This window comes from Aeromonas sp. S5(2024) (assembly GCF_041403025.1).
Lineage (GTDB): Bacteria > Pseudomonadota > Gammaproteobacteria > Enterobacterales > Aeromonadaceae > Aeromonas > Aeromonas hydrophila.
Genome location: NZ_JBGLRI010000008.1, coordinates 110,466 through 131,639, shown reverse-complemented (window position 1 = coordinate 131,639; position 21,174 = coordinate 110,466). Strand labels below are relative to the sequence as shown.

The window sequence follows — 21,174 nt, the reverse complement described above, 5'->3', positions numbered from 1 at the left end:
GTAATGGCGATAGCCTCCAGTGCCTACAAGAAAGCCCTCGAGGGCAGCCAGCAACGCAAAGAAGTGCTGGTCAAGATAGACAGGGTAAGCAAGCAGTTCGATGAAACGCTGGCGGTCGACAACGTGTCCCTCAACATCCACAAGGGCGAGATCTTCGCCCTGCTGGGCGGGTCCGGCTCCGGCAAGTCGACCTTGCTGCGGATGCTGGCGGGGTTCGAGCGTCCCACCGAGGGACGCTTGTTCCTCGACGGGGTCGACATCACCGACATGCCGCCCTATGAACGCCCCATCAACATGATGTTCCAGTCCTACGCCCTGTTCCCCCACATGACGGTGGCGCAGAACATCGCCTTCGGCCTCAAGCAGGATGGCCTGCCCAAGGCGGAGGTCGATGCCCGGGTGGAAGAGATGCTCAAGCTGGTGCAGATGACCCAGTATGCCCGTCGCAAGCCCCATCAGCTCTCCGGCGGCCAGCGCCAGCGGGTGGCACTGGCGCGCTCGCTGGCCAAGCGGCCCAAGCTGCTGTTGCTGGATGAGCCCATGGGGGCGCTGGACAAGAAGCTGCGCTCCCAGATGCAGCTCGAGCTGGTCGAGATCATCGAACGGGTCGGGGTAACCTGCGTCATGGTGACCCACGACCAGGAAGAGGCGATGACCATGGCCGAGCGGATCGCCATCATGCACCTTGGCTGCATCGAACAGATCGGCAGTCCGATGGACATCTACGAAACCCCGGCCAGCCGGCTGGTGTGCGAGTTCATCGGCAACGTCAACCTGTTTGACGGCCTGCTGGTGGAGGATGAGCAGGACCACGCCACCATCGCCTGCGCCGATCTGGAGCAGCCCATCTACGTGGGCCACGGCATCAGCTCCCGCGCCGAGAACAAGAAGGTCACCTACGCCCTGCGGCCGGAAAAACTGCTGATGAGCCTGCAAAAACCGGTGGAGATCGAGCATCCGGACTTCAACTGGACCAAGGGCGAAGTCTATGACATCGCCTATCTGGGCGGTCATTCGGTTTATCACATCCAGTTGCCTTCGGGCAAAATCGTTCAGGCTTTCATCGCCAATGCCGAACGCCACGGCAAGCGGCCGACCTGGGATGACCAGGTGTTCCTCTACTGGGAAGATGACAGCGGCGTGGTGCTGCAATCATGATGGCATTGAGACGACTGAAGGCACTAGGGGGGCGGCAGCTGGTGATCGGCATCCCGTTCTTCTGGCTGTTCCTGTTCTTCCTGCTGCCCTTCATCATAGTGGTGAAGATCAGCTTCGCCGAAGCGGACGTGGCGATCCCGCCCTACACCGACGTGGTGAGCTGGGCTGACGATCAGCTCACCATCTTGCTGCACATGGGCAACTATCTGTTGCTGCAGGAGGACGAGCTCTACATCGCGGCCTATCTCGGCTCCCTCAAGATGGCCTTCATCAGCACTGTGCTCTGCCTGCTGATCGGCTATCCGATGGCCTACTCCATCGCCCGGGCCAACAAGGAGACCCAGACCGTTCTGCTGCTGCTCATCATGATGCCGACCTGGACCGCGATCCTGATCCGGGTCTACGCCTGGATGGGCATTCTCAGCAACAACGGCCTGCTCAACAGCCTGTTGATGGGCATCGGCCTCATCAACGAGCCGCTGCAGATCCTCAACACCAACCTGGCGGTCTACATCGGCATCGTTTACTCCTACCTGCCGTTCATGGTGCTGCCGCTCTACGCCAACCTGGTCAAACACGACCAGAGTCTGCTGGAGGCGGCCTCCGACCTCGGCGCCCGCAACCTGACCCGGTTCTGGCAGATCACGGTGCCGCTCTCCAAGAACGGCATCATCGCCGGTTGCATGCTGGTGTTCATCCCGGTGGTGGGCGAGTTCGTCATTCCGGAGCTGCTGGGTGGCCCCGAGACCCTGATGATCGGCAAGGTGCTGTGGCAGGAATTCTTCAACAACCGTGATTGGCCGGTGGCGTCCGCCCTGGCGGTGGTGATGCTGGCGGTGCTGATCATTCCGATCATCCTGTTCAACCGCAACCAGGCCAAAGAGCTGGAGGGGAAAGTATGAGGCGCTTTGGTTTTGCCAAGCTGATGCTGTGGCTGGGGCTGCTGTTCATCTACCTGCCGATGATCATCATGGTGATCTACTCCTTCAACGCCTCCAAGCTGGTGACGGTCTGGGGCGGCTGGTCGCTGAAGTGGTATTTCGGCCTGCTCGACAACAAGCAGTTGATAGGTTCGGTACTGCGTTCGCTGGAGATCGCCTTCTATACCGCCATCGCGGCGGTGGCGCTGGGGACGGTGGCGGCCTTCGTGCTGACCCGGATCCCGCACTTCCGTGGCCGGACCCTGTTCGGCGGCATGGTGACGGCGCCGCTGGTGATGCCCGAGGTGATCACTGGTCTCTCCTTGCTGCTGCTGTTCGTGGCCATGGCCCAGCTGGTGGGCTGGCCCGCCGAGCGGGGCATGGTGACCATCTGGATCGCCCACACCACCTTCTGTACTGCCTATGTGGCGATCGTGGTGTCGGCCCGCCTGCGGGAACTGGATCTCTCCATCGAGGAGGCGGCCATGGATCTGGGGGCCAAGCCTTGGAAGGTGTTCTTCCTGATCACCATCCCGATGATCGCCCCCTCGCTGGCGGCGGGCGGCATGATGTCGTTTGCCCTGTCGCTGGATGACCTGGTGCTGGCGAGCTTCGTCTCCGGCCCGGGCTCGACCACCCTGCCGATGGAGGTGTTCTCAGCGGTGCGGCTCGGGGTGAAACCCGAGATCAACGCGGTGGCCAGCCTGATCCTGCTGTCGGTATCGCTGTTCACCTTCGGCAGCTGGTATCTGATGGCCAAGGCGGAGAAACGTCGCCGCGCCGAGATCGCCATGACCACCCAGATGCAGGCAGTCGCCTGACCTCGTGTTAAGATCCGCATTCTCTCGTCAATCCGGAGGATGAGAATGCGGATCTCCATCTTTAGCGGCCAGGGTACCGAACTGGTTCCCGGCCTTGTCAGTGCCATCCACAAACAAGCCACCTCCATACCGCTCTGGTGCGGTCCCAATGGTCTGGCTGGCGACGAACAGTGCGACCAGCGCCACCATGGTGGCCCTGATCGGGCGCTGCACTACTATCCCGCCGATCACTACCCCTGGTGGCACAACTGGCAGACGGCGCTGGGCCTGCCGGCCCCGCGTACTCCCTGGCAACCGGCTGCCTTCGGCGAGAACCTCTCCGGGGTCGGGCTGACCGAGGCGCAGGCCTGCATCGGCGATGTCTATCGACTCGGCGAGGCGCTGATCCAGATAAGCCAGCCCAGATCCCCCTGCTTCAAGCTCAACCAGCGTTTCGGCTATGGCCAGATGTCGCAGGTGATGCAGCTCAGCGGCCGCTGCGGCTGGCTGTTGCGGGTGCTGGAGGAGGGAATGGTGATGCCGCAGGAGCGGCTGGAGCTGGCGGACAGGCCCTACCCTGAGCTGACGGTAAAGCGCACCGCTGACATCCTGTTCAACCAGCTGCGCAACGAGGCGGACCTGCTGTTGCTGCTGGAAAATCCGGCCCTCTCGCCCAACTGGCGCAAGCATGCGGCAGACTGGCTGGAGCATGGTGTGGTCGCTGACTGGCGTCGCCGCTTGCTCGGCCCGGCCGAATTCCAGCTCGCCTCGTCATAAGCGTTGCCAGGCCATTTTTTGGCCGCTGACGGCTCAGGACGGATAGAACTGACGAATAGTTGAGCGAACAGCCATTTTTTTCCTTCCAAACGTAAAAAAGGCTTGTGTCGAGTCGGGGCTTTCGGTAAATTCCCGTCCCGCAGACATCGGTGTGTAGCGCAGCTTGGTAGCGCACTTCGTTCGGGACGAAGGGGTCGGAGGTTCGAATCCTCTCACACCGACCACATTAGAAAAGGCCGCTCAATAGAGCGGCCTTTTCGCATTTGGCATTCGCGCAAATGGAGGCGATATTCAGGCTGGCGGCTTGCTAGGGTAACTGCAATGCTCCTCTGTCCCTCTGTCCCTCTGTCCCTCTGTCCCTCTGTCCCTCTGTCCCTCTGTCCCTCTGTCCCTCTGTCCCTCTGTCCCTCTGTCCCTCTGTTTCATCCATCTTGTCAGTTCCGTTGCTCGGCACTGGGCAATAAAAGGGCCACCGCTCGGTGGCCCAGGGTGGAGTCTGATCCTGACTCCGGCACTCTAGATTGTGGCAATCTCTGGTTGGGTTCTGTCTATGGTGCCCTCCTTGCGCGCCAGGCGCCTGTTAGATATGCCAGTGCTGATGCCGCAATGCCTTGAAGCCGTGCTGAGGTTGCAAGGCCGCGTGCTTGGGGTACTCACTAATGAAATGTTCGATTCCCTCCATCAGTTGTTCACGTAATGAAGACACGGGCTCATGCCAAGCTTGCAGGCATAGATGGCCGGGGATCAGCTGCTCCTGATAATCTTCCAGCAGCTGTTCTGGCCAGGGCTCAATACCGGAATTGCGTTGCAGCAAATAGTGGGCGGCGGGTTCACGGGCATAGATGAACTGAATTTGGGCCAGGTCGCGTTGGCTTAGCGTTTGACTGTTGATATGACAAGTCAGGTATTTTCCCGTCTTCAGGTCCAAGAAGTGACCGCGTTGCCGGCAGGTTATGATGCGATACCAAGGCAGGGGCGAGCAGAGAGAGTATCCCTCAAGCTCCTGTTCCAGCCAGTGGCGACACTCGGGTGTCTGCACCTCGTCGAGCATGGACTCGAGCTGCCTCAACAAGGCTCTGGATGGTTTGGTGGCCGGTTTCGCGCTCATCGCCTGCAATCCTCCCTCTGCACACAATCCCGACTTTCAGTATGAACCTGGTGGCGGCAGAGGGGGTAAGGTTTCTAATGATTAAAATCAGATTAGCAGCGTGGTTTTTATGCAATAGGCTGGCTCAGCCCACCAGGTAGGTGCCGGTACCGAAGGCGATATGAGTCCCTTCTTCGTTGTGCAGTTCCATGCGGGCAACCGCGACCTTGCTGCCGGCCCGGATGATGTGGGCGGTGGCGATGAACTCGTTGCCGCGCCCCGGCCGCAGGTAGTCCACCCGCAGATCGATGGTGCCGAGGCGGGAGAAGCGCTCCTTGAGGTAGCTGGGGGAGAAGTCTTCCAGCTCGTCGATGCAGGAGGCGGCGACTATCATGCCGCCGGCCACATCGAGCAGGCTGGCGGTGACGCCGCCGTGCAGGATGTTGTGGAAGGGGTTGCCGATCAGCTTCTCCTCCATCTTGATGCGCAGCTCCACCTTGTCGAAGTCGTAGTGCGTCACCTGCATGCCGATCAGCTTGTTGAACGGCATCCTCTCGGCGAACAGGTTGGCAATGCCACTGAGCGCCATCTTCTTGAGCATCTGTTTCATTCCTTGAGTCCGATCCTTGGCAGTACGACCGAGTAAAAACTCCAGCCAGTCTGCAACACTTCCTTAACAGTCGCAATGGCAGGTTTATTGTGGGCGGCGGCTGCTTTAGAATGGCGACCCCAAAGGAGAGCCCATGACCGCCATTGCCGAAACCCTGCCTGACCCCCAGCCAGAGAATCCGCTTGCCCTGCTGCAGGCGGTGTTCGGCTATCAGCAATTCCGGCCGGGCCAGCTCGAAATCATCGAGCAGATCGTGGCGGGGCGCGATGCGCTGGTGCTCAAGCCCACCGGCGGCGGCAAGTCGCTCTGCTACCAGATCCCGGCGCTGTTGCGCCCTGGGCTCGGGGTAGTGGTCTCTCCCCTCATTTCGCTGATGAAGGATCAGGTGGACAGCCTGCGCGCCAACGGCGTGGCGGCGGTCTACATCAACTCGGCTCTCAGCCGGGAGGAGATGATCCAGAACTTCGCCGCCATGCGGCGCGGCGAGATAAAAATCGTCTATGTCTCCCCCGAACGTCTGCTGCAGCACGAGTTCATGGATCGGCTGGCGGAGCTGCCGCTCGGCCTGTTTGCCATCGACGAGGCGCACTGTGTCTCCCAGTGGGGGCACGATTTTCGGCCGGAATACGCGGCGCTGGGCCGGCTCAAGCAGTGGTTCCCGCAGGTGCCCGTGGTGGCGCTCACCGCCACCGCCGACGAGGCGACCCGCAGCGACATGCTGCATCGGCTGGAACTCCACGACCCCTTTATCCATACCGCCAGCTTCGATCGGCCCAATATCCGCTACAGCCTGGTGGAGAAATTCAAGGCGGCGGAGCAGCTGCTGCGCTATGTGCAGAGCCAGAAGGGCAACTGCGGCATCGTCTACTGCTCCAGCCGCAATCGGGTGGAAGAGGTGGCCGAGCGGCTCTCCCGCCACGGCTGCAAGGCGGCGCCCTATCACGCCGGCCTGCCGCTCGAGCTGCGCCAGTGCACTCAGGAGTCCTTCCTCAAGGACGACATCGAGATAGTGGTGGCGACGGTGGCGTTCGGCATGGGCATCGACAAGCCCAACGTGCGCTTCGTGGTGCACTACGACATTCCCAAGAACATCGAGTCCTACTATCAGGAAACCGGCCGGGCCGGCCGTGACGGTACCCCGGCCGAGGCGCTGCTGCTATACGATCCCGCCGACATCGGCCGGGTGCGCCGGCTGCTCGACAACATCGAAAACCCCCAGCAGTTGCAGGTGGAGCAGTACAAGCTCAACGTGATGGCGGCCTTCGCCGAGGCGCAGACCTGCCGCCGTCAGGTGCTGCTCAACTACTTCGGCGAGTACAACGACAAGCCGTGCGGTAACTGCGACATCTGCCTCGACCCGCCCCAGAGCTATGACGGCACCGAAGATGCCCAGAAGGCGCTCTCCTGCGTCTGGCGGGTGGGGCAGAATTTCGGGGTGGGTTATGTGGTGGAGGTGCTGCGCGGGTCGCTGAACCAGCGCATCAAGGATCACGGCCACGACAAGCTGTCGACCTACGGCATCGGCAAGGATCAGAGCCACGAGTACTGGATGAGCGTCATCCGCCAGTTGATCCACAAGGGGTTGCTGACCCAGAACATCACCCGCAATCTGGTGCTGCAGTTGACCGAGGCGGCCCGTCCCGTGCTGCGCGGCGAGGTGAAGCTGGATCTGGCGGTGCCGCGTCTGCAGCCCATCTCCAGCCGCAAGGAGAAGCGCAATGGCCTGCTCGATAACGCCAACTACGACAAGCGGCTGTTCAAGGAGCTGCGCGCCCTGCGCAAGCAGATCGCCGAGGATGAAGAGGTGCCGCCCTACGTGGTGTTCAACGACGCCACCCTGGTCGAGATGGCGCAGCTGATGCCGATGACCGAGGCGGAAATGCTGGCGGTCAACGGCGTGGGTCACCGCAAGCTGGAGCGCTTCGGTGAAGCCTTTATGGACCTTATCATCGACTACTGCCGGCGGTAAAAGGTTGGTGAAGTCGCGCCGGGCGGGTGCGTCGCCAACGGGCGCGCCAGCTTATTTGAGGCTGGCGTAATAGGCCGCCAGGTTCTCCATGTCGGCATCGGTGAGCGGCGCCATGAAGGGCACCATCAAAGGCTCCTTGCGGCTGCCATCCTTGAAGGCCTTCAGCTGTTTCACCAGATAGGCGGCGTTTTGTCCCGCCAGATGGGGATAGTTGGGAATAAGAGCCTTGCCTTCGACCCCGTGACAGGCGGCGCAGACGGCGGCCTTGGTCTTGCCGGCCTCGACATCGGCCGCCTGGGCCGGCCCCAACAACAGCAACAGGGGCAGGGCGCCCAACCATCTTTGCATCTTCTTCTCCTTGAAATGAAATAGCGCATCGTCCGTTAGCCAGTGCTGGCCGACGGCGGTATAAAGAGTGACACGAGCATACGCAGGGACGAACCGCACCACCATGAAGCTGATCAACACTTTTGCCACCGAACTGCCCTGGGCCTGTGAGCCCGTTGCCCCCCAGCCATTGCATGCCCCCGGTCTGCTGCACCTCAACCGTGCGCTGCTCGGCGAGCTGGGACTGGGGGCGGTGAGCGAGGCCGACTGGCTGGCCTGCTGTGGCCATGGGATGCCCTTGCCCGGCATGCAGCCGGTGGCCCAGGTCTATGCGGGTCACCAGTTCGGCGGCTACAGCCCGCGTCTTGGCGATGGTCGTGCCCTGCTGCTGGGGGAGCAGCAGGCGCCGGATGGCAGCCGCTGGGACCTGCACCTGAAAGGGGCGGGCAAGACCCCCTTCTCCCGTTTCGGCGATGGTCGCGCCGTGCTCCGTTCCAGCATTCGCGAGTATTTGGCGTCCGAGGCGCTGCATGCCCTCGGTATCCCCACCACCCGGGCACTGGTGCTGGTGGGCAGCCAGGAGCCGGTCTACCGCGAACAGGTGGAGACAGGCGCGACCGTGCTGCGTACCGCCCCGAGTCATCTGCGCTTCGGCCACGTCGAGTATTTCGCCTGGAGCGGGCAGGGGGAGCGGATCCCGGCCCTTATCGATTATCTGCTGCGCCACTATTTCCCCGAGCTGGCCGATGGTGCCGAGCTGTTTGCCGAAGTGGTGCGCCGCACCGCGCGGCTCATCGCCAAGTGGCAGGCGGCAGGCTTCTGCCACGGGGTGATGAACACCGACAACATGTCGCTGCTTGGGCTGACGCTGGATTACGGTCCCTACGGCTTCATCGATGCCTATGTGCCGGACTTTGTCTGCAATCACTCGGATCCGGGCGGCCGCTATGCGCTGGATCAGCAGCCGGCGGCCGGTTACTGGAATTTGCAAAAGCTGGCGCAGGCGCTGGCCGGCCACGTGGATGGGGATGCGCTGGCTGCGGCCCTGGCCCAGTACGAACACCAGTTGATGCTGCACTACTCCGAGCTGATGCGCGCTAAACTGGGGCTGGCGGTGTGGGAAGAGGACGATCCGGCGCTGTTCCGTGAGCTGTTCCGGCTGCTGGCGGCGCACGGGGTGGATTACCACCTGTTCCTACGCCGTCTCGGTGAGGTGACGCGAGAGGGGGTGTGGCCCGCCAGCCTGCTGGCCCTGCTGCCGGATCCTGCCGCCTGGCAAGGGTGGCTTGAGGCCTATCGGGCGCGCCTGGCCCGGGAAGGGAGCGAAGATGGCGTGCGCAAGGGACTGATGGATTCGGTCAACCCCAAGTATGTGCTGCGCAACACGCTGGCTCAGCGGGTGATCGAGGCTGCCGAGCAGGGCGACATAGCACCGTTCGAGCGGCTGTTTGCGGTCCTGCAGCACCCCTATGATGAGCAACCCGAATACGAGGAACTCGCTACTCCGCAACCGGCATGGTACTGCGGTGGCGAGCTCTCTTGCAGCAGTTGAGGAGCGGCAGATGAACTGGCATATCGCGCAGACAGACAGGGACGCCGGGGTGGTGACGCTGGTGAACCCCGCGCTCGACTGGGACAGCTTTCCGACCCTGGCCGAGGCTCTGTTGCAGGAGTGGGAGCTGGTGGCGCTCGAGCGGGAGTGCGGCGCCGATCGTCACAGCTGGTTGCTGGAGTTTGAGGAGAGTCGCTTTCGGCTCGAATACGAACACTACAGCGGCTGCTGGCTGGCGGCTGAGCAGCCGGCCGATGCCGAGGTACTGCTCTGGCTGGCCCGACAGCATCAGGGGTTAGGATGGTACGGCAGCCTCAACCAACCGCATAAAGATTGAACTATCAGTGTGGGGGCGTATAATCTCGCCCCTCAATTATCGCCAATGGTGGCGGTATGGGTTCCCTAACCCCATTAACCAAAAAGGTCACAATATGAATCTGACCCCTGCTCAGCACCAGACGGCGCTGGTGCGCCTCTCGTTGTTCCACATCCTGATCATTGCCAGCAGCAACTACCTGGTGCAGCTGCCGATCACCATTTTCGGCTTCCACACCACCTGGGGTGCCTTCAGCTTCCCGTTCATCTTTCTGGCCACCGACCTGACGGTGCGGATCTTCGGTGCCGGTCTGGCGCGCAAGATCATCCAGACCGTGATGTTGCCGGCGCTGGCTATCTCCTATGCCCTGTCGGTACTGTTCTTCGAGGGCAGCTTCCAGGGCATCGGCAACCTGGCCGAATTCAATCTGTTCGTGGCGCGCATCGCCCTGGCCAGCTTTATGGCCTATCTGGTGGGCCAGTTCATGGACGTGGTGGTGTTCAACCGGCTGCGGCTGCTGAAAGCCTGGTGGGTGGCACCGGCTGCTTCCACCCTGTTCGGCAACCTGGTGGACACCATCGCTTTCTTCACCATCGCTTTCTGGCGCAGCACGGATCCCTTCATGGCCGAGCACTGGGTCGAGATTGCCACCGTGGACTACGTGTTCAAGCTGCTGATAAGCCTGGGATTGTTTGTGCCGCTCTACGGCGTGCTGCTGCGTTATCTCAGCCGCAAGCTGGTGGGCGAGGCCGGATTGGCCGGCCTGCAAACGGCCACGCGACAAGCCTGACGAGATTGACCACCCCCAGGGGTGGTCAATTTTTTTGCATTTTTGGCAAATAAGAGTTGCCAAGTTAAATGAGAATGATTATTGTTACCTTGTTTTCCGGGAAAGACTTCATTCGTTCCAACGTGATGGACTTCTTGTGAAGGCACGACATTGCTCACATTGCTTCCAGTTAAGGGGCCAGTTTTTACTGGCCCTCTTTTTTTGCGTGTTTTCGGCCAGCGACGGGCATAAAAAATAGGAGCCTTGGCTCCCATTTTCACTCTGCTCTGCTTACTCGATGTCGAGCGCATCGGGGGAGAGGATCACCCCTGTGGTATCGGCGTAGAGATGGTCGTCCGGCAGGAAGGTGACGCCACCGAAGTTGACTGGCAGATCGGTCTCGCCCACGTCCTTGCTGTCGGCACCCACCGGAATGGCTGCCAGCGCCTGAATGCCGATATCCAGATCTTCCAGAATGTCGACCTCGCGCACGCAGCCGTAGCAGACGATCCCTTCCCACTCGTTTTCGGCCGCCGTGGTGGCGATCTCGCTGTCGATCAGGGCGCGGCGCATGGAGCCACCGCCATCGATCAGCAACACCCGACCGACGCCGTTCTCTTTGACGAGTTCACGGATCAGGCCGTTTGATTCGAAGCATTTGACTGTGGTGATGACGCCGCCGAACGAGGCGCGGCCGCCGAAGGAGCAGAGCATGGGTTCGAGCACATCCACCATGTCCTGATAGATGTCGCACAGTTCTGAAGTGTTGTATTCCATTGTGTCAAATCCACCGCTGGAAACAGGTGGGATCCAGTATAAGGAGTGGGACCGGCATTTCAATGAATATTCCTTGAACAACAACGGGGATAACGTTTTCCGCATAAGCTCAATGCAGTCCATCCCTTGCTTGTGAGAGGTTCATCGTGCTGATCCGTCATAAATTGATCCTGAATACCGCGCTGGTCGCCGTTGCCATGCTGGTATTGAGCGGCCTGTTTCTCTACTCCAACCAGGTGAGCCGCCATCTGACCGAGGCCCAGCGCAACGTGGACGGGCTCGAGATCGCCATGCTAAACCTGCGACGGGCCGAGAAGGATTTCCTGATCCGCAAGGATCCGGCCTTCGTGACCCGCTTCAACGAGGTGCTGGCCAATTTTCACCAGCTCAACCAGACCCTGGGTCAGGATGACAACCTCAGCGCCGTGCAGGGCGAGCTGACCCGGCTGGATCAGCAGATGGGAGCCTATGGCAAGGCCTTCAACGATCTGGTGGCCCAGCAGCAGATCATCGGGCTGGGGCCGGAAGACGGCCTCTACGGGCGTTTGAGAACCGCGGTGCATCAGGTGGAAGAGGGGCTCAAGCAGCTGGATGAACAGGGGCTGCTCATCACCATGTTGCAGCTGCGGCGGGCGGAGAAAGACTTCATGCTGCGCTCCGACATCCAGTATCTGGAGCGCTTCCAGACCCTGCACAAGGACTTCCAGCAGCGGCTGGCAACCTTGCCGGAGGCTGATCGCAGCAAGCTGGAGCAGGCCAGCGAGCAGTACCGGCAGGACTTCGTCGCGCTGGTGCAGGGCATGCAAGTGCTGGGGCTGAGTGAAGATGAGGGGCTGCGCAATGAGATGCGGGGCCTGGTGCACCAGACCGAGCAGGGCTTTACCGCCGTCGGCAAGCACATCGCCGATGAGCTGGTACGGCAGACCTCGCGCCTCAATACCCTGATGCTGGTCTGCGGCGGCATCATCATAGTGCTGATCGGCATCATGAGCATGCTGCTGGGCCGCAGCATCGACCGCCCCATCTCGCGGGTGAACGACACCGTCAACCGCATCCGGCAGGACAACGACCTGCGCCTCAAGATAGAGCTGCAGGGGGCGGACGAGATGGCGCAGCTGGCAGGCAATCTGGACGTGATGCTGGGGGGCTTTCGCCACCTCATCGGCGACGTGAAGCAGAGCGTGCACACCCTGACCGAGGCGGCGGATCACCTCTCCGGCAACGTCCGCCGCACCAGCGAGGGGGCCGCTCGTCAGCTGCAGGAGACCGACATGGTGGCGACCGCCTCCACCGAGATGGGCTCCACCATAGAGGAGATCGCCCGCAACACCGAGCAGGCCGCCAACAATGCCCAGACCACCAACAACAAGGCGATGGAGGGACGCAGTGCGGTGGAGAATACCGTCAGCCAGATCCGCTCGCTGGCCGACAATCTGGAGAACTCCTCCCGCGAAGTGGCCCAGCTGCAGCAGGAGAGCGAAACCATCGGCTCCGTGCTGGACGTGATCCGCGGCATCGCCGAGCAGACCAACCTGCTGGCGCTCAACGCGGCCATCGAGGCGGCGCGGGCGGGGGATCAGGGGCGCGGCTTTGCGGTGGTGGCGGACGAGGTGCGCAGCCTCGCCATCCGTACCCAGAAGTCGACCCAGGAGATCGCCGGCATCATCAGCTCGCTGCAGAAGCAGACCGGCAACATAGTGGGCATGATGGCAACCTGCCGCGAGCAGGGCAACAGCAGCTCGGAGCAGGCCAGCATGGCGGGCGAACTGCTGGAGCAGATAACCCAGGATGTCACCCACATCATGGACATGAGCACCCAGATTGCCGCCGCCATCGAACAGCAGAGCCTGGTGGCCAACGAGGTGAACCGCAACGTCAACAACATCCGCGACATCGCCCAGGAGTCGAGCCTGATGGCGGAGGAGAACGCCAAGTCGAGTCACGGCCTGACCGAGCAGGCCAAGCTGCTCAACCAGGCAGTGGCCAAATACCGGGTATAGCGGCCGCGCCGAATGAAAAAGGGAGCCATAAAGGCTCCCTTTTTATTGCCGAGCGGATCAAAGCAGGAACAGGGTGGCCAGCCCCAGGAAGATGAAGAAGCCGCCGGTGTCGGTGATGGCGGTGATCATCACGCTGGCCCCCACCGCCGGGTCGCGGCCCAGCCGGCTCATGGTCATGGGGATGATGACCCCCATCAGCGCCGCCACCAGCAGGTTGAGCATCATGGCGAGCGTCATCACCGCGCCGAGTGCGGCATCCTGATAGAGGATGTAGGTGGCCACCCCCATGGTGCCGCCCCATACCAGACCGTTGATCAGGGCCACCCCCAGCTCGCGCCACAGCAGGAAGGAGACGTTGCCGGTCTGGATATGCTGCAGCGCCAGCGCCCGCACTATCATGGTGATGGTCTGGTTGCCGGTGTTGCCGCCGATGCCGGCGACGATGGGCATCAGCGCCGCCAGCGCCACCAGCTGGGAGATGGTGTGCTCGAACAGGCCGATCACCCGCGATGCCACGAAGGCGGTGCAGAGGTTGATGGCGAGCCAGGCCCAGCGGGTCTTGACCGCCTTGGAGACGGGCGCGAACACGTCCTCCTCTTCACTGATCCCCCCCATCCGGCGCAGGTCGGTGTCGCTCTCCTCATAGACCAGATCCACCACCTCGGCGACGGTGAGCCGGCCCATCAGCTTGCCACGGCCATCGATGACGGCGGCGGAGACCAGGTCGTCCCGCTCGAAGGTACGGGCGGCGGCTTCATCGTTGTCTTCCGGATCGAAGGTGACCGGATCCTTCTCCATCACGTCGCGCACCAGGGTCTCGGGTCTGTGCAGCAGCACTGTGGTGAGCGGCAGCTCCCCCTGCAGCCGGTTGCGCCGGTCGGTGACGAACAGCTTGTCGGTGTTGGCGGGGATCTTGCCGCGCAGGCGCAGGTAGCGCTGCACCGTGGCCAGGCTCACCTCGGCCCGCACCGTGATGAGCTCGAAGTCCATCATGGCGCCGACCGTGTGCTTGCCATAGCGGATCACCTCCCGCACCCGGTCGCGCTGGGCCGGGGCCATGGAGGTGAGCAGCCGCCCCATCAGGTTGCGGGGCAGGTACTGGCCCAGATAGATCTGATCGTCGATGTCGAGGGTGCGCAGGGCGTGCAGCAGCTCCTTGTCGCTCATGCCGCTGATGAGGCTGTCCCACACCGTCTCCGACGCCTCGACCAGGATCTGGCCGTGTTTCTCCTCGTCTACCTGCTGCCACAGCACGTGACGCTCGTCCGGCGGCAGGGATTCCAGCGCATCGGCGATATCGGCGGCGGGCAGGCTGTTGACCAGCCGGGTGAGCTCGCTGGTCTGATCCCGCAGGGTGGCATCCTGCACCCCTTGCGGGTCGAGCAGGCTGTCGGTGAGGGCATCATCGGCCAGCAGCAGGGTGAGAATGCGCGATCTGTCTTGTTCACGCTGTTTGGCGCTGTTCTTGGCGGGGAGGGACATGAAGCAGAATTCCTGAATTCGGTGGTCCGGCTGACACACCCCATAGGATAACAGACTCAAAACAAGAGGTTATGACAGTAAATGCAGAAAAAGAAACGCCACCCGAGGGTGGCGTTGGAATGGATGCCGCGATCAGGCCGAGGCCAGGGCTGCGTCGGCGGCGCATCCTTGCCCGAACCAGGCAAGCTGGTCCGCCAGGGTCACCACAGATCCCACCATGATGAGGGCCGGGCTCTCGACCCCCACCGCCAGTTCGGGCAGCTGATCGAGGGTGCCGCGAATGACCTGCTGGCTTGGCTGGGTGCCGCGCTCGATCAGCGCTACCGGGGTGTCGCCCGCCTTGCCGTGGGTCAGCAGCTGCTCGCGGATGGTGGCGCAGGAGGAGAGCCCCATGTAGAACACCAGGGTCTGCTTGTCTTTGGCCAGCAGCGGCCAGTCGAGATCCTGGGCGCCCCCTTTGCCGTGGGCGGTGACGAAGCGCACGCTCTGGGCGTGATCGCGGTGGGTCAGCGGAATGCCGGCGTAGGCGGCGCAGCCGCTGGCCGCCGTGATCCCCGGCACCACCTGAAAACCGATGCCGCTGCCGACCAGCGTCTCCAGCTCCTCGCCGCCACGGCCGAAGATGAAGGGGTCACCCCCCTTCAGCCGTACCACCCGCTGGCCCTTCTTCGCCTCGTCCAGCAACAGCTGGTTGATCCCCTCCTGCGGCACGCAGTGGTTGCCCGCCTGCTTGCCAACGAAGATACGCTTGGCGTCGCGGCGCACCAGCGCCATCACCTCGTCGGAGACCAGGCGGTCATAGACCACCACGTCCGCCTGTTGCATCTGGCGCAGGGCGTGCAGGGTGAGCAGGCCCGGATCGCCGGGGCCGGCCCCCACCAGCACCACCTCGCCACCGGTCTGGCTCTCGTCGGCAAACAGGCTGTCGGTCAGCTGATTGGCAGAGGCGTGATCCCCCCGTGCCAGCGCCTGCCCGAGTCGATCCGCCCCGAGCAGCCGTTCCCAGAAGCGGCGCCGCTCGCCCATGCTGGCGAAGCGAGCCTTGACCCGCTCCCGCAGGCTGCCGGCGAAGGCCGCAACGGCGCCCAGATGCTGGGGCAGCAGGGCTTCGAGTTTTTCCCGCAGCAAGCGGGCCAGCACCGGGGCCTTGCCGCCGGAGGAGATGGCCACCATCAGCGGCGAGCGGTCGATGATCGACGGCATGATGAAGCTGGAGCGTTTCGGATCATCCACCACGTTGGCGAAGATCCGCGCCTGATTGGCGCTCTGGTAGACCAGGGCGTTCACCTCGCGCCGATCGGTGGCGGCCACCACCAGCCACTTGCCCGTCAGTTGCTGCGGCGCGAATTCACCGGCCAGCCACTCGATGCTGCCGTTGGCAGCCAGTTCCGCCAGCTCGGGGTCGAGCTCGGGCGCGACCACGGTGAGCTGGGCACCGGCATCCAGCAGCAGGCGCGCCTTGCGCTCCGCTACCTCGCCGCCGCCGACCAGCAGCACGGGCTTGTTGTCGAGTCGGCAAAAGATGGGCAAGTAGTCCATGGGGCCTCCTGATCAGGCGGTTTGGGTCTGGTTGGCAGTGGTGGTGGTCTCGCTCACCGCGACCGGGCGCTCAGCCTTGGGGGTGGCATACCAGTAGCCGAGGCCCATGAAGAGGGCGCCGGAGACGGTGTTGCCCAGGGTCACCCACAGCAGGTTGTGGCCGATGCCGCCCAGGGTGTAGGCCTCGGAGTGGGCACCGAACCAGGAGAGGGCGAACAGGGTCATGTTGGCGACCGAGTGCTCGTAGCCGGAGGCGATGAAGGCCAGCAGGCACCACCAGATGGCGATGAACTTGGCGGCACCCTCGGTGCGCAGCGCCATCCAGATGGCGAGGCAGACCAGCCAGTTGCACAGCACGCCCTTCATGAACAGGGTCAGCGCCGGTGCCTGGGTCTTGGCCAGCGCCACCTTGTGCGCCAGGCTGCCTGCGTCCGGCAGCAGGCTGCCGCCGTAGGAGTAGATCAGCGCCACTGCGATGGATCCGAGCAGGTTGCCGGCCCAGGTCTGCGGCAGGATGCGCAGCAGATCCCCCATGGAAATCTTGCCGGTCTTCACCCCGAAGGTGAGGAACATGGTGTGGCCGGTGAACAGCTCGGAGCCGGCGATGATGACCAGGGTCAGGGCGATGCCGAAGGTGGCCCCCATCACCAGCGGACGGATGCTCGGATCCACCAGGTTGCCCAGGGTGAAGATGAGGATGATGCCAAGGCCCACATAGGCCCCCGCCATGGCGGAGCTGAGCCAGAAGCCGAGCTTGTCGCTGCGCTCGAAGCGGTTGATGCGGGCCGCGTTGGCGGCACACTTGTTGATGGTTTCGGTATACATCTTTGGTTCCTTCAAGAGGGCCGCCCGCGGGCAGCCCTGATATGCATGGTGTTAGCCGATGACCCAGATCTGCGGATCACGTACTTTGACGGGGACGTAGCCCTGTACCGACATGGATCTGGGGTTTGTCGACATCAGACGGCAACCCAGACCTGTTGGTCGCGCACTTCGACCGGGTAGCTCTGGACAGACATGGCTGCATTTTCGAGGCAGTGGCCGTCGCGCAGACGGAAATGCTGCTTCTTGAGCGGGCTGGCGACCCAGAGCTCACCCTCGTGTTCACCTACGATGCCGCGCGACAGCACGTTGGCGGCGAAGAAGGGATCCCGGTTGTCGATGGCGAACACCTCGGCCGCCGCGCTCGGGCGGAACAGGGCGATCTGGCGCCCCTCGAGCAGGGCACAGACGCCGGTACCAGGCAGGATGTCGTTGAGTTGGCAGGCTAATTTCATCATTTGGTTTCCACCTCGATCTGGTAGACGGGGATGCGCTCGGCCGGGGTGGCCGGTCGGTGCTGGTCGCGTTCGCTGACGAACTGAACGTCCGGGTCGCGCTTGTCGCTGTTGATGAAGTGGCTGAAGCGCTGCAACGCTTGCTCTTCGTTGAGGGTGCGCGACCATTCGCACTCGTAGCTGTCGATGAGGGTCTGGATATCGCGCTCCAGGGTGTCGGCCAGCCCCAGCTTGTCGTCGACGATCACTTCGCGCAGGTAGTCGACGCCCCCTTCCAGATTGCCGAGCCAGACCGAGGTGCGCTGCAGTTTGTCGGCGCTGGTGACGTAGAACATCATGAAGCGGTCGATCAGCTTGATCAGCGTCTCGCGGTCGAGATCGGAGGCCAGCAGATCGGCGTGGCGCGGCTTCATACCGCCGTTGCCGCCCACATAGAGGTTCCAGCCCGCGTCGGTTGCGATGATGCCGACGTCCTTGCCCTGCGCTTCCGCACATTCACGGGTACAGCCGGAGACGCCGAACTTCATCTTGTGTGGGGTGCGAATACCCTTGTAGCGGTTCTCGAGGAAGACCCCGAGGCCGACGCTGTCCTGCACGCCGAAGCGGCACCAGGTGCTGCCGACGCAGGTCTTGGCCATGCGTAGCGCCTTGGCGTAGGCTTGACCGGTCTCGAAGCCCGCCGCCAGCAGTTTGCGCCAGATGGCGGGCAGATCATCCTTCTGGGCCCCGAACAGACCGATGCGCTGGGCGCCGGTGATCTTGGTGTAGAGCTTGTAGTCGCGGGCCACTTCGGCCACCGCCAGCAGCCCTTCCGGGGTCACTTCACCGCCGGCCATGCGCGGGATAACGGAGTAGCTGCCGTCCTTTTGCATGTTGCCGAGGAAGATGTCGTTGGTGTCCTGCAGCTGGGTGTTGAGCGGGCTCAGCACATAGTCGTTCCAGCAGGAGGCGAGGATGGAGCCGACGGTCGGTTTGCACACCTCGCAGCCATGGCCGTGGCCGTGCTTGGCCAGCAGCTCGTCGAAGCTCTTGATCCCCTCCACCTTGACCAGGTGGAACAGCTCCTGACGGGAGTAGGGGAAGTGGCCGCAGAGGTGGTTGTTGACCTCGATGCCCTGCTTCACCAGCTCGGCGTTGAGCACCTGGCTGATGAGCGGCACGCAGCCGCCACAGCCGGTACCAGCCTTGGTGTGCTGCTTGATGGCGGCCAGCGTGGTGTGACCCTCGGCCACCGCCTTGGCGATGTCACCCTTGGAGACGTCGAAGCAGGAGCAGATCTGGGCGCTCTCTGGCAGGGCATCCACCCCCAGGGTCGGCTTGGCACCGGCGTAGGCGGGCAGGATCAGGGTGTCCGGGTGGCTCGGCAGCGGCAGGGCGTTGAGCATCATCTGCAGCAGGTTGCCGTAATCTTCCACGTCACCCACCAGCACGGCGCCGAGCAGGCGGCTGTTGTCTTCGCTCACCACGATCTTCTTGTAGACGCCGGCCTGGTCATCCTGGAATACATAGCTGTGGCTGCCCGGGGTGCGGCCATGGGCATCACCGATGGAGCCGACGGAGACGCCGAGCAGCTTGAGCTTGGCGCTCATGTCCGCCCCCTCGAAACGGCTGTCGCCGCCGAGCAGATGGTCGACGGTGATCTGGGCCATCTTGTAACCCGGCGCCACCAGCCCGAAGAAGCGGCCCTGCCAGGCGGCGCACTCGCCGATGGCGTAGATGTCGGGGTCGGAGGTGAGGCAGTGATCGTCGATCAGCACGCCGCCACGGTCGGCGATGGCCAACTCACAGTAACGGCCGAGGGTATCCTGCGGGCGGATGCCGGTGGAGAAGACCACCACGTCTACTTCCAGCTGGCTGCCGTCGGCGAAGGCGAGGCGGTGCTGGGCGTCGCGGCCGCCGTGCATCAGGATCTCGCTGGTGCTCTTGCTGGTGTGCACCTGCACGCCCATGGATTCAATCTTGCGGCGCAGCAGCTGGCCGCCCTGACCGTCGAGCTGCTCGGCCATCAGCACCGGAGCAAACTCCACCACGTGGGTCTCGAGACCCAGTGCCTTGAGGGCGCCGGCGGCTTCGAGGCCAAGCAGGCCGCCCCCGATCACCACCCCGCTCTTGCCGCTCTTGGCGGCGCTGCGGATGGCTTTCAGATCCTCGATGGTGCGATAGACGAAGCACTCGTGGTGCTGACTGCCCTGGATGGGCGGCACCCAGGGGTAGGAGCCGGTGGCCAGCACCAGCTTGTCGTACTCGACCACAGTGCCCTTGTTGGAGTGCACTTCGCGGTTGGCCCTGTCGATTTTTTTCACCGCTTCGCCGAGCAGCAGGCGGATGCCGTGCTTGTCGTAGAAGCCGGGTTTGACGAGGGAGAGATCTTCGCTGGTGTGATGGGAGAAGTAGGAGGAGAGATGGACGCGATCGTAGGCGGGACGGGGTTCTGCACCGAAGACGGTGATCTCGTAGCGGCCCGGGTCGGCCCGCTCGATCAGCTCTTCGATGAAGCGGTGCCCCACCATGCCGTTGCCCACAACGACCAGTCTGACTTTGCTCATAGTTGCCTCAAGTTTGGAGTAATAAAACATCATTCTGAGGCTAGGCTACCCAGTCGGCAGGGGCAGACGATTGATGCAAATCAAGTGTCTATTTATATATCCCCTCAGGGGTAATTCCTGATAATTCAAAGCTATACATAAATAGGTATACCAGTGGTGCAATTGGTGGCGGAATGCGGATCGGGACAACCGCCGCAGGGGCGGCCTAGCTGACCACGCAAAGCAATGCCCGTACCGCCAAAAGACGTGAAAGATTCCTTCATTGGCAGGTTGGCAAGACGAGGGGCCTACGGCAGGGGGCGGTAGGGGTTCTGGGCACAGATGTCGCGGATGAGGGTGCGCAGCCAGCGGTGGGCCGGATCCGCGTCCAGCCGGGGGTGCCAGAGCAGGGCGACCCGGATCCCGGGCAGCGTGAAGGGCAGGGGCCGCACAACCAGATCGCCCAGCAGGGCGGCGCAGTGGTGTTCCGGCACCGTGGCCACCAGATCGCTGCCGCGCACCAGCGCCAGCGCGGTGGCAAAGCCGGGGACCAGGGTGGCGACGGTGCGGGTCAGCCCCAGCTTGGCCAGCGCCTCATCGACCGGGCTGTGGGGCTGGCCGCGGCGGGACACCAGCACGTGGCGCGCCTCGGCGTAGCGGCTGGCGGTCAGCGGGCCGTCGCTCAGTGGATGGCCTGGCCTCACCACCGCGACGAAGTGGTCCTGAAACAGCGCCTGGGTACGCAACTCGGGCGCCGTGGTGGCGCTGATGACTCCGGTCTCGAAATCCAGCTCGCCGCTGCGCAGGGGGCCGCTCTCCTTGTCGGGTTTGGTCAGAAAGTGCAGCCGCACCCCCGGCGCCTCGGCGGCGAGTCGGCTCAGCAGGGCGGCGCCGAACAGTTCCACCAGCCCCTCGCTGGCGCGCAGGGTGAAGGTACGCTCCAGCCGCGTCGGGTCGACCTCCAGCCGGGGGCGCAGCACCTCCTCGGCCTCCTGCACCAGCCGGCCGACCTGTTCGCGCAGCAGCAACGCCCTGGGGGTGGGCACCAGGCCGCGGCCGGCCCGCACCAGCAGCGGGTCGCCGGTGGTCTCCCGCAGCCTGGCCAGGGCCCGGCTCATGGCGGAGGGGCTCAAGCCCAGTCGCCTGGCCGCCCCCGCCACGCTGCCTTCGTCCAGCAGGGCATCCAGGGTGATCAGCAGGTTGAGGTCGGGAGTGCTCATGTGCATGCCTTCATCGAGGTGGGTGCAAGGGGCCAGCTTCATCATACCCGAGAATGGACTCCCTCATAT

Annotated in this window: 19 protein-coding genes and 1 tRNA gene; 10 read left to right on the top strand and 10 right to left on the bottom strand. The window is 63.2% G+C overall.

The window, feature by feature from the left end:
- The first annotated feature begins 3 nt into the window (after nt 1–3).
- The 5 genes from potA to ACB032_RS15935 all read left to right on the top strand — a co-directional run bounded on the left by potA (nt 4) and on the right by ACB032_RS15935 (nt 3,879).
- Nucleotides 4–1,158 (top strand): polyamine ABC transporter ATP-binding protein, encoded by a 1,155-nt coding sequence (potA, locus tag ACB032_RS15955; protein ID WP_011707795.1) that lies wholly within the window; start codon nt 4–6, stop codon nt 1,156–1,158.
- Nucleotides 1,155–2,060, top strand: a complete 906-nt coding sequence (locus ACB032_RS15950; protein WP_017409743.1) for an ABC transporter permease subunit — start codon at nt 1,155–1,157, stop codon at nt 2,058–2,060. Before potA ends, ACB032_RS15950 begins: the two co-directional genes overlap by 4 nt.
- A complete protein-coding gene (locus ACB032_RS15945) occupies nt 2,057–2,899 on the top strand; it encodes an ABC transporter permease subunit (RefSeq protein ID WP_011707793.1) in 843 nt (280 codons plus the stop codon). The genes ACB032_RS15950 and ACB032_RS15945 overlap by 4 nt, the downstream gene beginning before the upstream one ends.
- Before the next feature lie 45 nt (nt 2,900–2,944).
- The gene (locus tag ACB032_RS15940; RefSeq protein ID WP_371138296.1) at nt 2,945–3,655 is read left to right on the top strand and encodes an MOSC domain-containing protein; all 711 of its coding nucleotides are present in this window, start codon (nt 2,945–2,947) and stop codon (nt 3,653–3,655) included.
- Between the two features lie 147 nt (nt 3,656–3,802).
- A tRNA-Pro gene (locus ACB032_RS15935) sits at nt 3,803–3,879 on the top strand.
- Nucleotides 3,880–4,235: 356 nt separating this feature from the next.
- On the opposite strand, the gene ACB032_RS15930 is transcribed toward ACB032_RS15935, so the two are convergent.
- Nucleotides 4,236–4,763, bottom strand: coding sequence for a hypothetical protein (locus tag ACB032_RS15930; RefSeq protein ID WP_371138295.1), 528 nt, complete (start codon nt 4,761–4,763; stop codon nt 4,236–4,238).
- A 124-nt stretch (nt 4,764–4,887) separates the two neighbouring features.
- Entirely contained in the window at nt 4,888–5,352 is a 465-nt protein-coding gene (locus tag ACB032_RS15925) for a thioesterase family protein (RefSeq protein WP_029306122.1), read from the bottom strand.
- 133 nt (nt 5,353–5,485) lie between these two features.
- Between ACB032_RS15925 and recQ the strand changes: the two genes are divergently transcribed.
- Nucleotides 5,486–7,321, top strand: coding sequence for an ATP-dependent DNA helicase RecQ (recQ, locus tag ACB032_RS15920; protein WP_273763280.1), 1,836 nt, complete (start codon nt 5,486–5,488; stop codon nt 7,319–7,321).
- Nucleotides 7,322–7,372: 51 nt separating this feature from the next.
- On the opposite strand, the gene ACB032_RS15915 is transcribed toward recQ, so the two are convergent.
- Complete coding sequence (locus ACB032_RS15915) at nt 7,373–7,669, bottom strand: cytochrome c (protein WP_371138294.1); 297 nt, start codon at nt 7,667–7,669, stop codon at nt 7,373–7,375.
- Nucleotides 7,670–7,772: 103 nt separating this feature from the next.
- On the opposite strand from ACB032_RS15915, the gene ACB032_RS15910 reads away from it, so the two are divergent.
- From ACB032_RS15910 to ACB032_RS15900, 3 genes are all read left to right on the top strand, one after another.
- Complete coding sequence (locus tag ACB032_RS15910) at nt 7,773–9,200, top strand: YdiU family protein (protein WP_371138293.1); 1,428 nt, start codon at nt 7,773–7,775, stop codon at nt 9,198–9,200.
- Between the two features lie 10 nt (nt 9,201–9,210).
- Entirely contained in the window at nt 9,211–9,537 is a 327-nt protein-coding gene (locus ACB032_RS15905) for a DUF3630 family protein (protein WP_371138292.1), read from the top strand.
- Between the two features lie 94 nt (nt 9,538–9,631).
- A complete protein-coding gene (locus tag ACB032_RS15900) occupies nt 9,632–10,306 on the top strand; it encodes a 7-cyano-7-deazaguanine/7-aminomethyl-7-deazaguanine transporter (protein WP_024945581.1) in 675 nt (224 codons plus the stop codon).
- A 270-nt stretch (nt 10,307–10,576) separates the two neighbouring features.
- Here ACB032_RS15900 and rraA read toward each other — a convergent pair whose 3' ends face one another.
- Complete coding sequence (gene rraA, locus ACB032_RS15895) at nt 10,577–11,062, bottom strand: ribonuclease E activity regulator RraA (protein WP_005306574.1); 486 nt, start codon at nt 11,060–11,062, stop codon at nt 10,577–10,579.
- Between the two features lie 146 nt (nt 11,063–11,208).
- Between rraA and ACB032_RS15890 the strand changes: the two genes are divergently transcribed.
- Complete coding sequence (locus ACB032_RS15890) at nt 11,209–13,062, top strand: methyl-accepting chemotaxis protein (RefSeq protein WP_371138291.1); 1,854 nt, start codon at nt 11,209–11,211, stop codon at nt 13,060–13,062.
- Between the two features lie 57 nt (nt 13,063–13,119).
- Here ACB032_RS15890 and mgtE read toward each other — a convergent pair whose 3' ends face one another.
- The 6 genes from mgtE to ACB032_RS15860 form a co-directional block, all read right to left on the bottom strand.
- Nucleotides 13,120–14,544, bottom strand: a complete 1,425-nt coding sequence (mgtE, locus tag ACB032_RS15885; RefSeq protein WP_039213006.1) for a magnesium transporter — start codon at nt 14,542–14,544, stop codon at nt 13,120–13,122.
- A gap of 132 nt (nt 14,545–14,676) precedes the next feature.
- On the bottom strand, nt 14,677–16,083 hold the full coding sequence (gene cysG, locus ACB032_RS15880) for a siroheme synthase CysG (RefSeq protein WP_371138290.1): 1,407 nt from the start codon (nt 16,081–16,083) through the stop codon (nt 14,677–14,679).
- Nucleotides 16,084–16,095: 12 nt separating this feature from the next.
- Nucleotides 16,096–16,908, bottom strand: a complete 813-nt coding sequence (nirC, locus tag ACB032_RS15875; RefSeq protein WP_102989835.1) for a nitrite transporter NirC — start codon at nt 16,906–16,908, stop codon at nt 16,096–16,098.
- 134 nt (nt 16,909–17,042) lie between these two features.
- Nucleotides 17,043–17,360 carry a nitrite reductase small subunit NirD gene (nirD, locus tag ACB032_RS15870; RefSeq protein ID WP_016352322.1) on the bottom strand — a complete coding sequence of 106 codons (318 nt, stop codon included), beginning with the start codon at nt 17,358–17,360 and terminating at the stop codon, nt 17,043–17,045.
- Entirely contained in the window at nt 17,360–19,906 is a 2,547-nt protein-coding gene (gene nirB / locus ACB032_RS15865) for a nitrite reductase large subunit NirB (RefSeq protein ID WP_371138289.1), read from the bottom strand. Before nirB ends, nirD begins: the two co-directional genes overlap by 1 nt.
- 287 nt (nt 19,907–20,193) lie before the next feature.
- Nucleotides 20,194–21,105, bottom strand: coding sequence for a LysR family transcriptional regulator (locus tag ACB032_RS15860; RefSeq protein WP_371138288.1), 912 nt, complete (start codon nt 21,103–21,105; stop codon nt 20,194–20,196).
- Between the last annotated feature and the right edge of the window lie 69 nt (nt 21,106–21,174).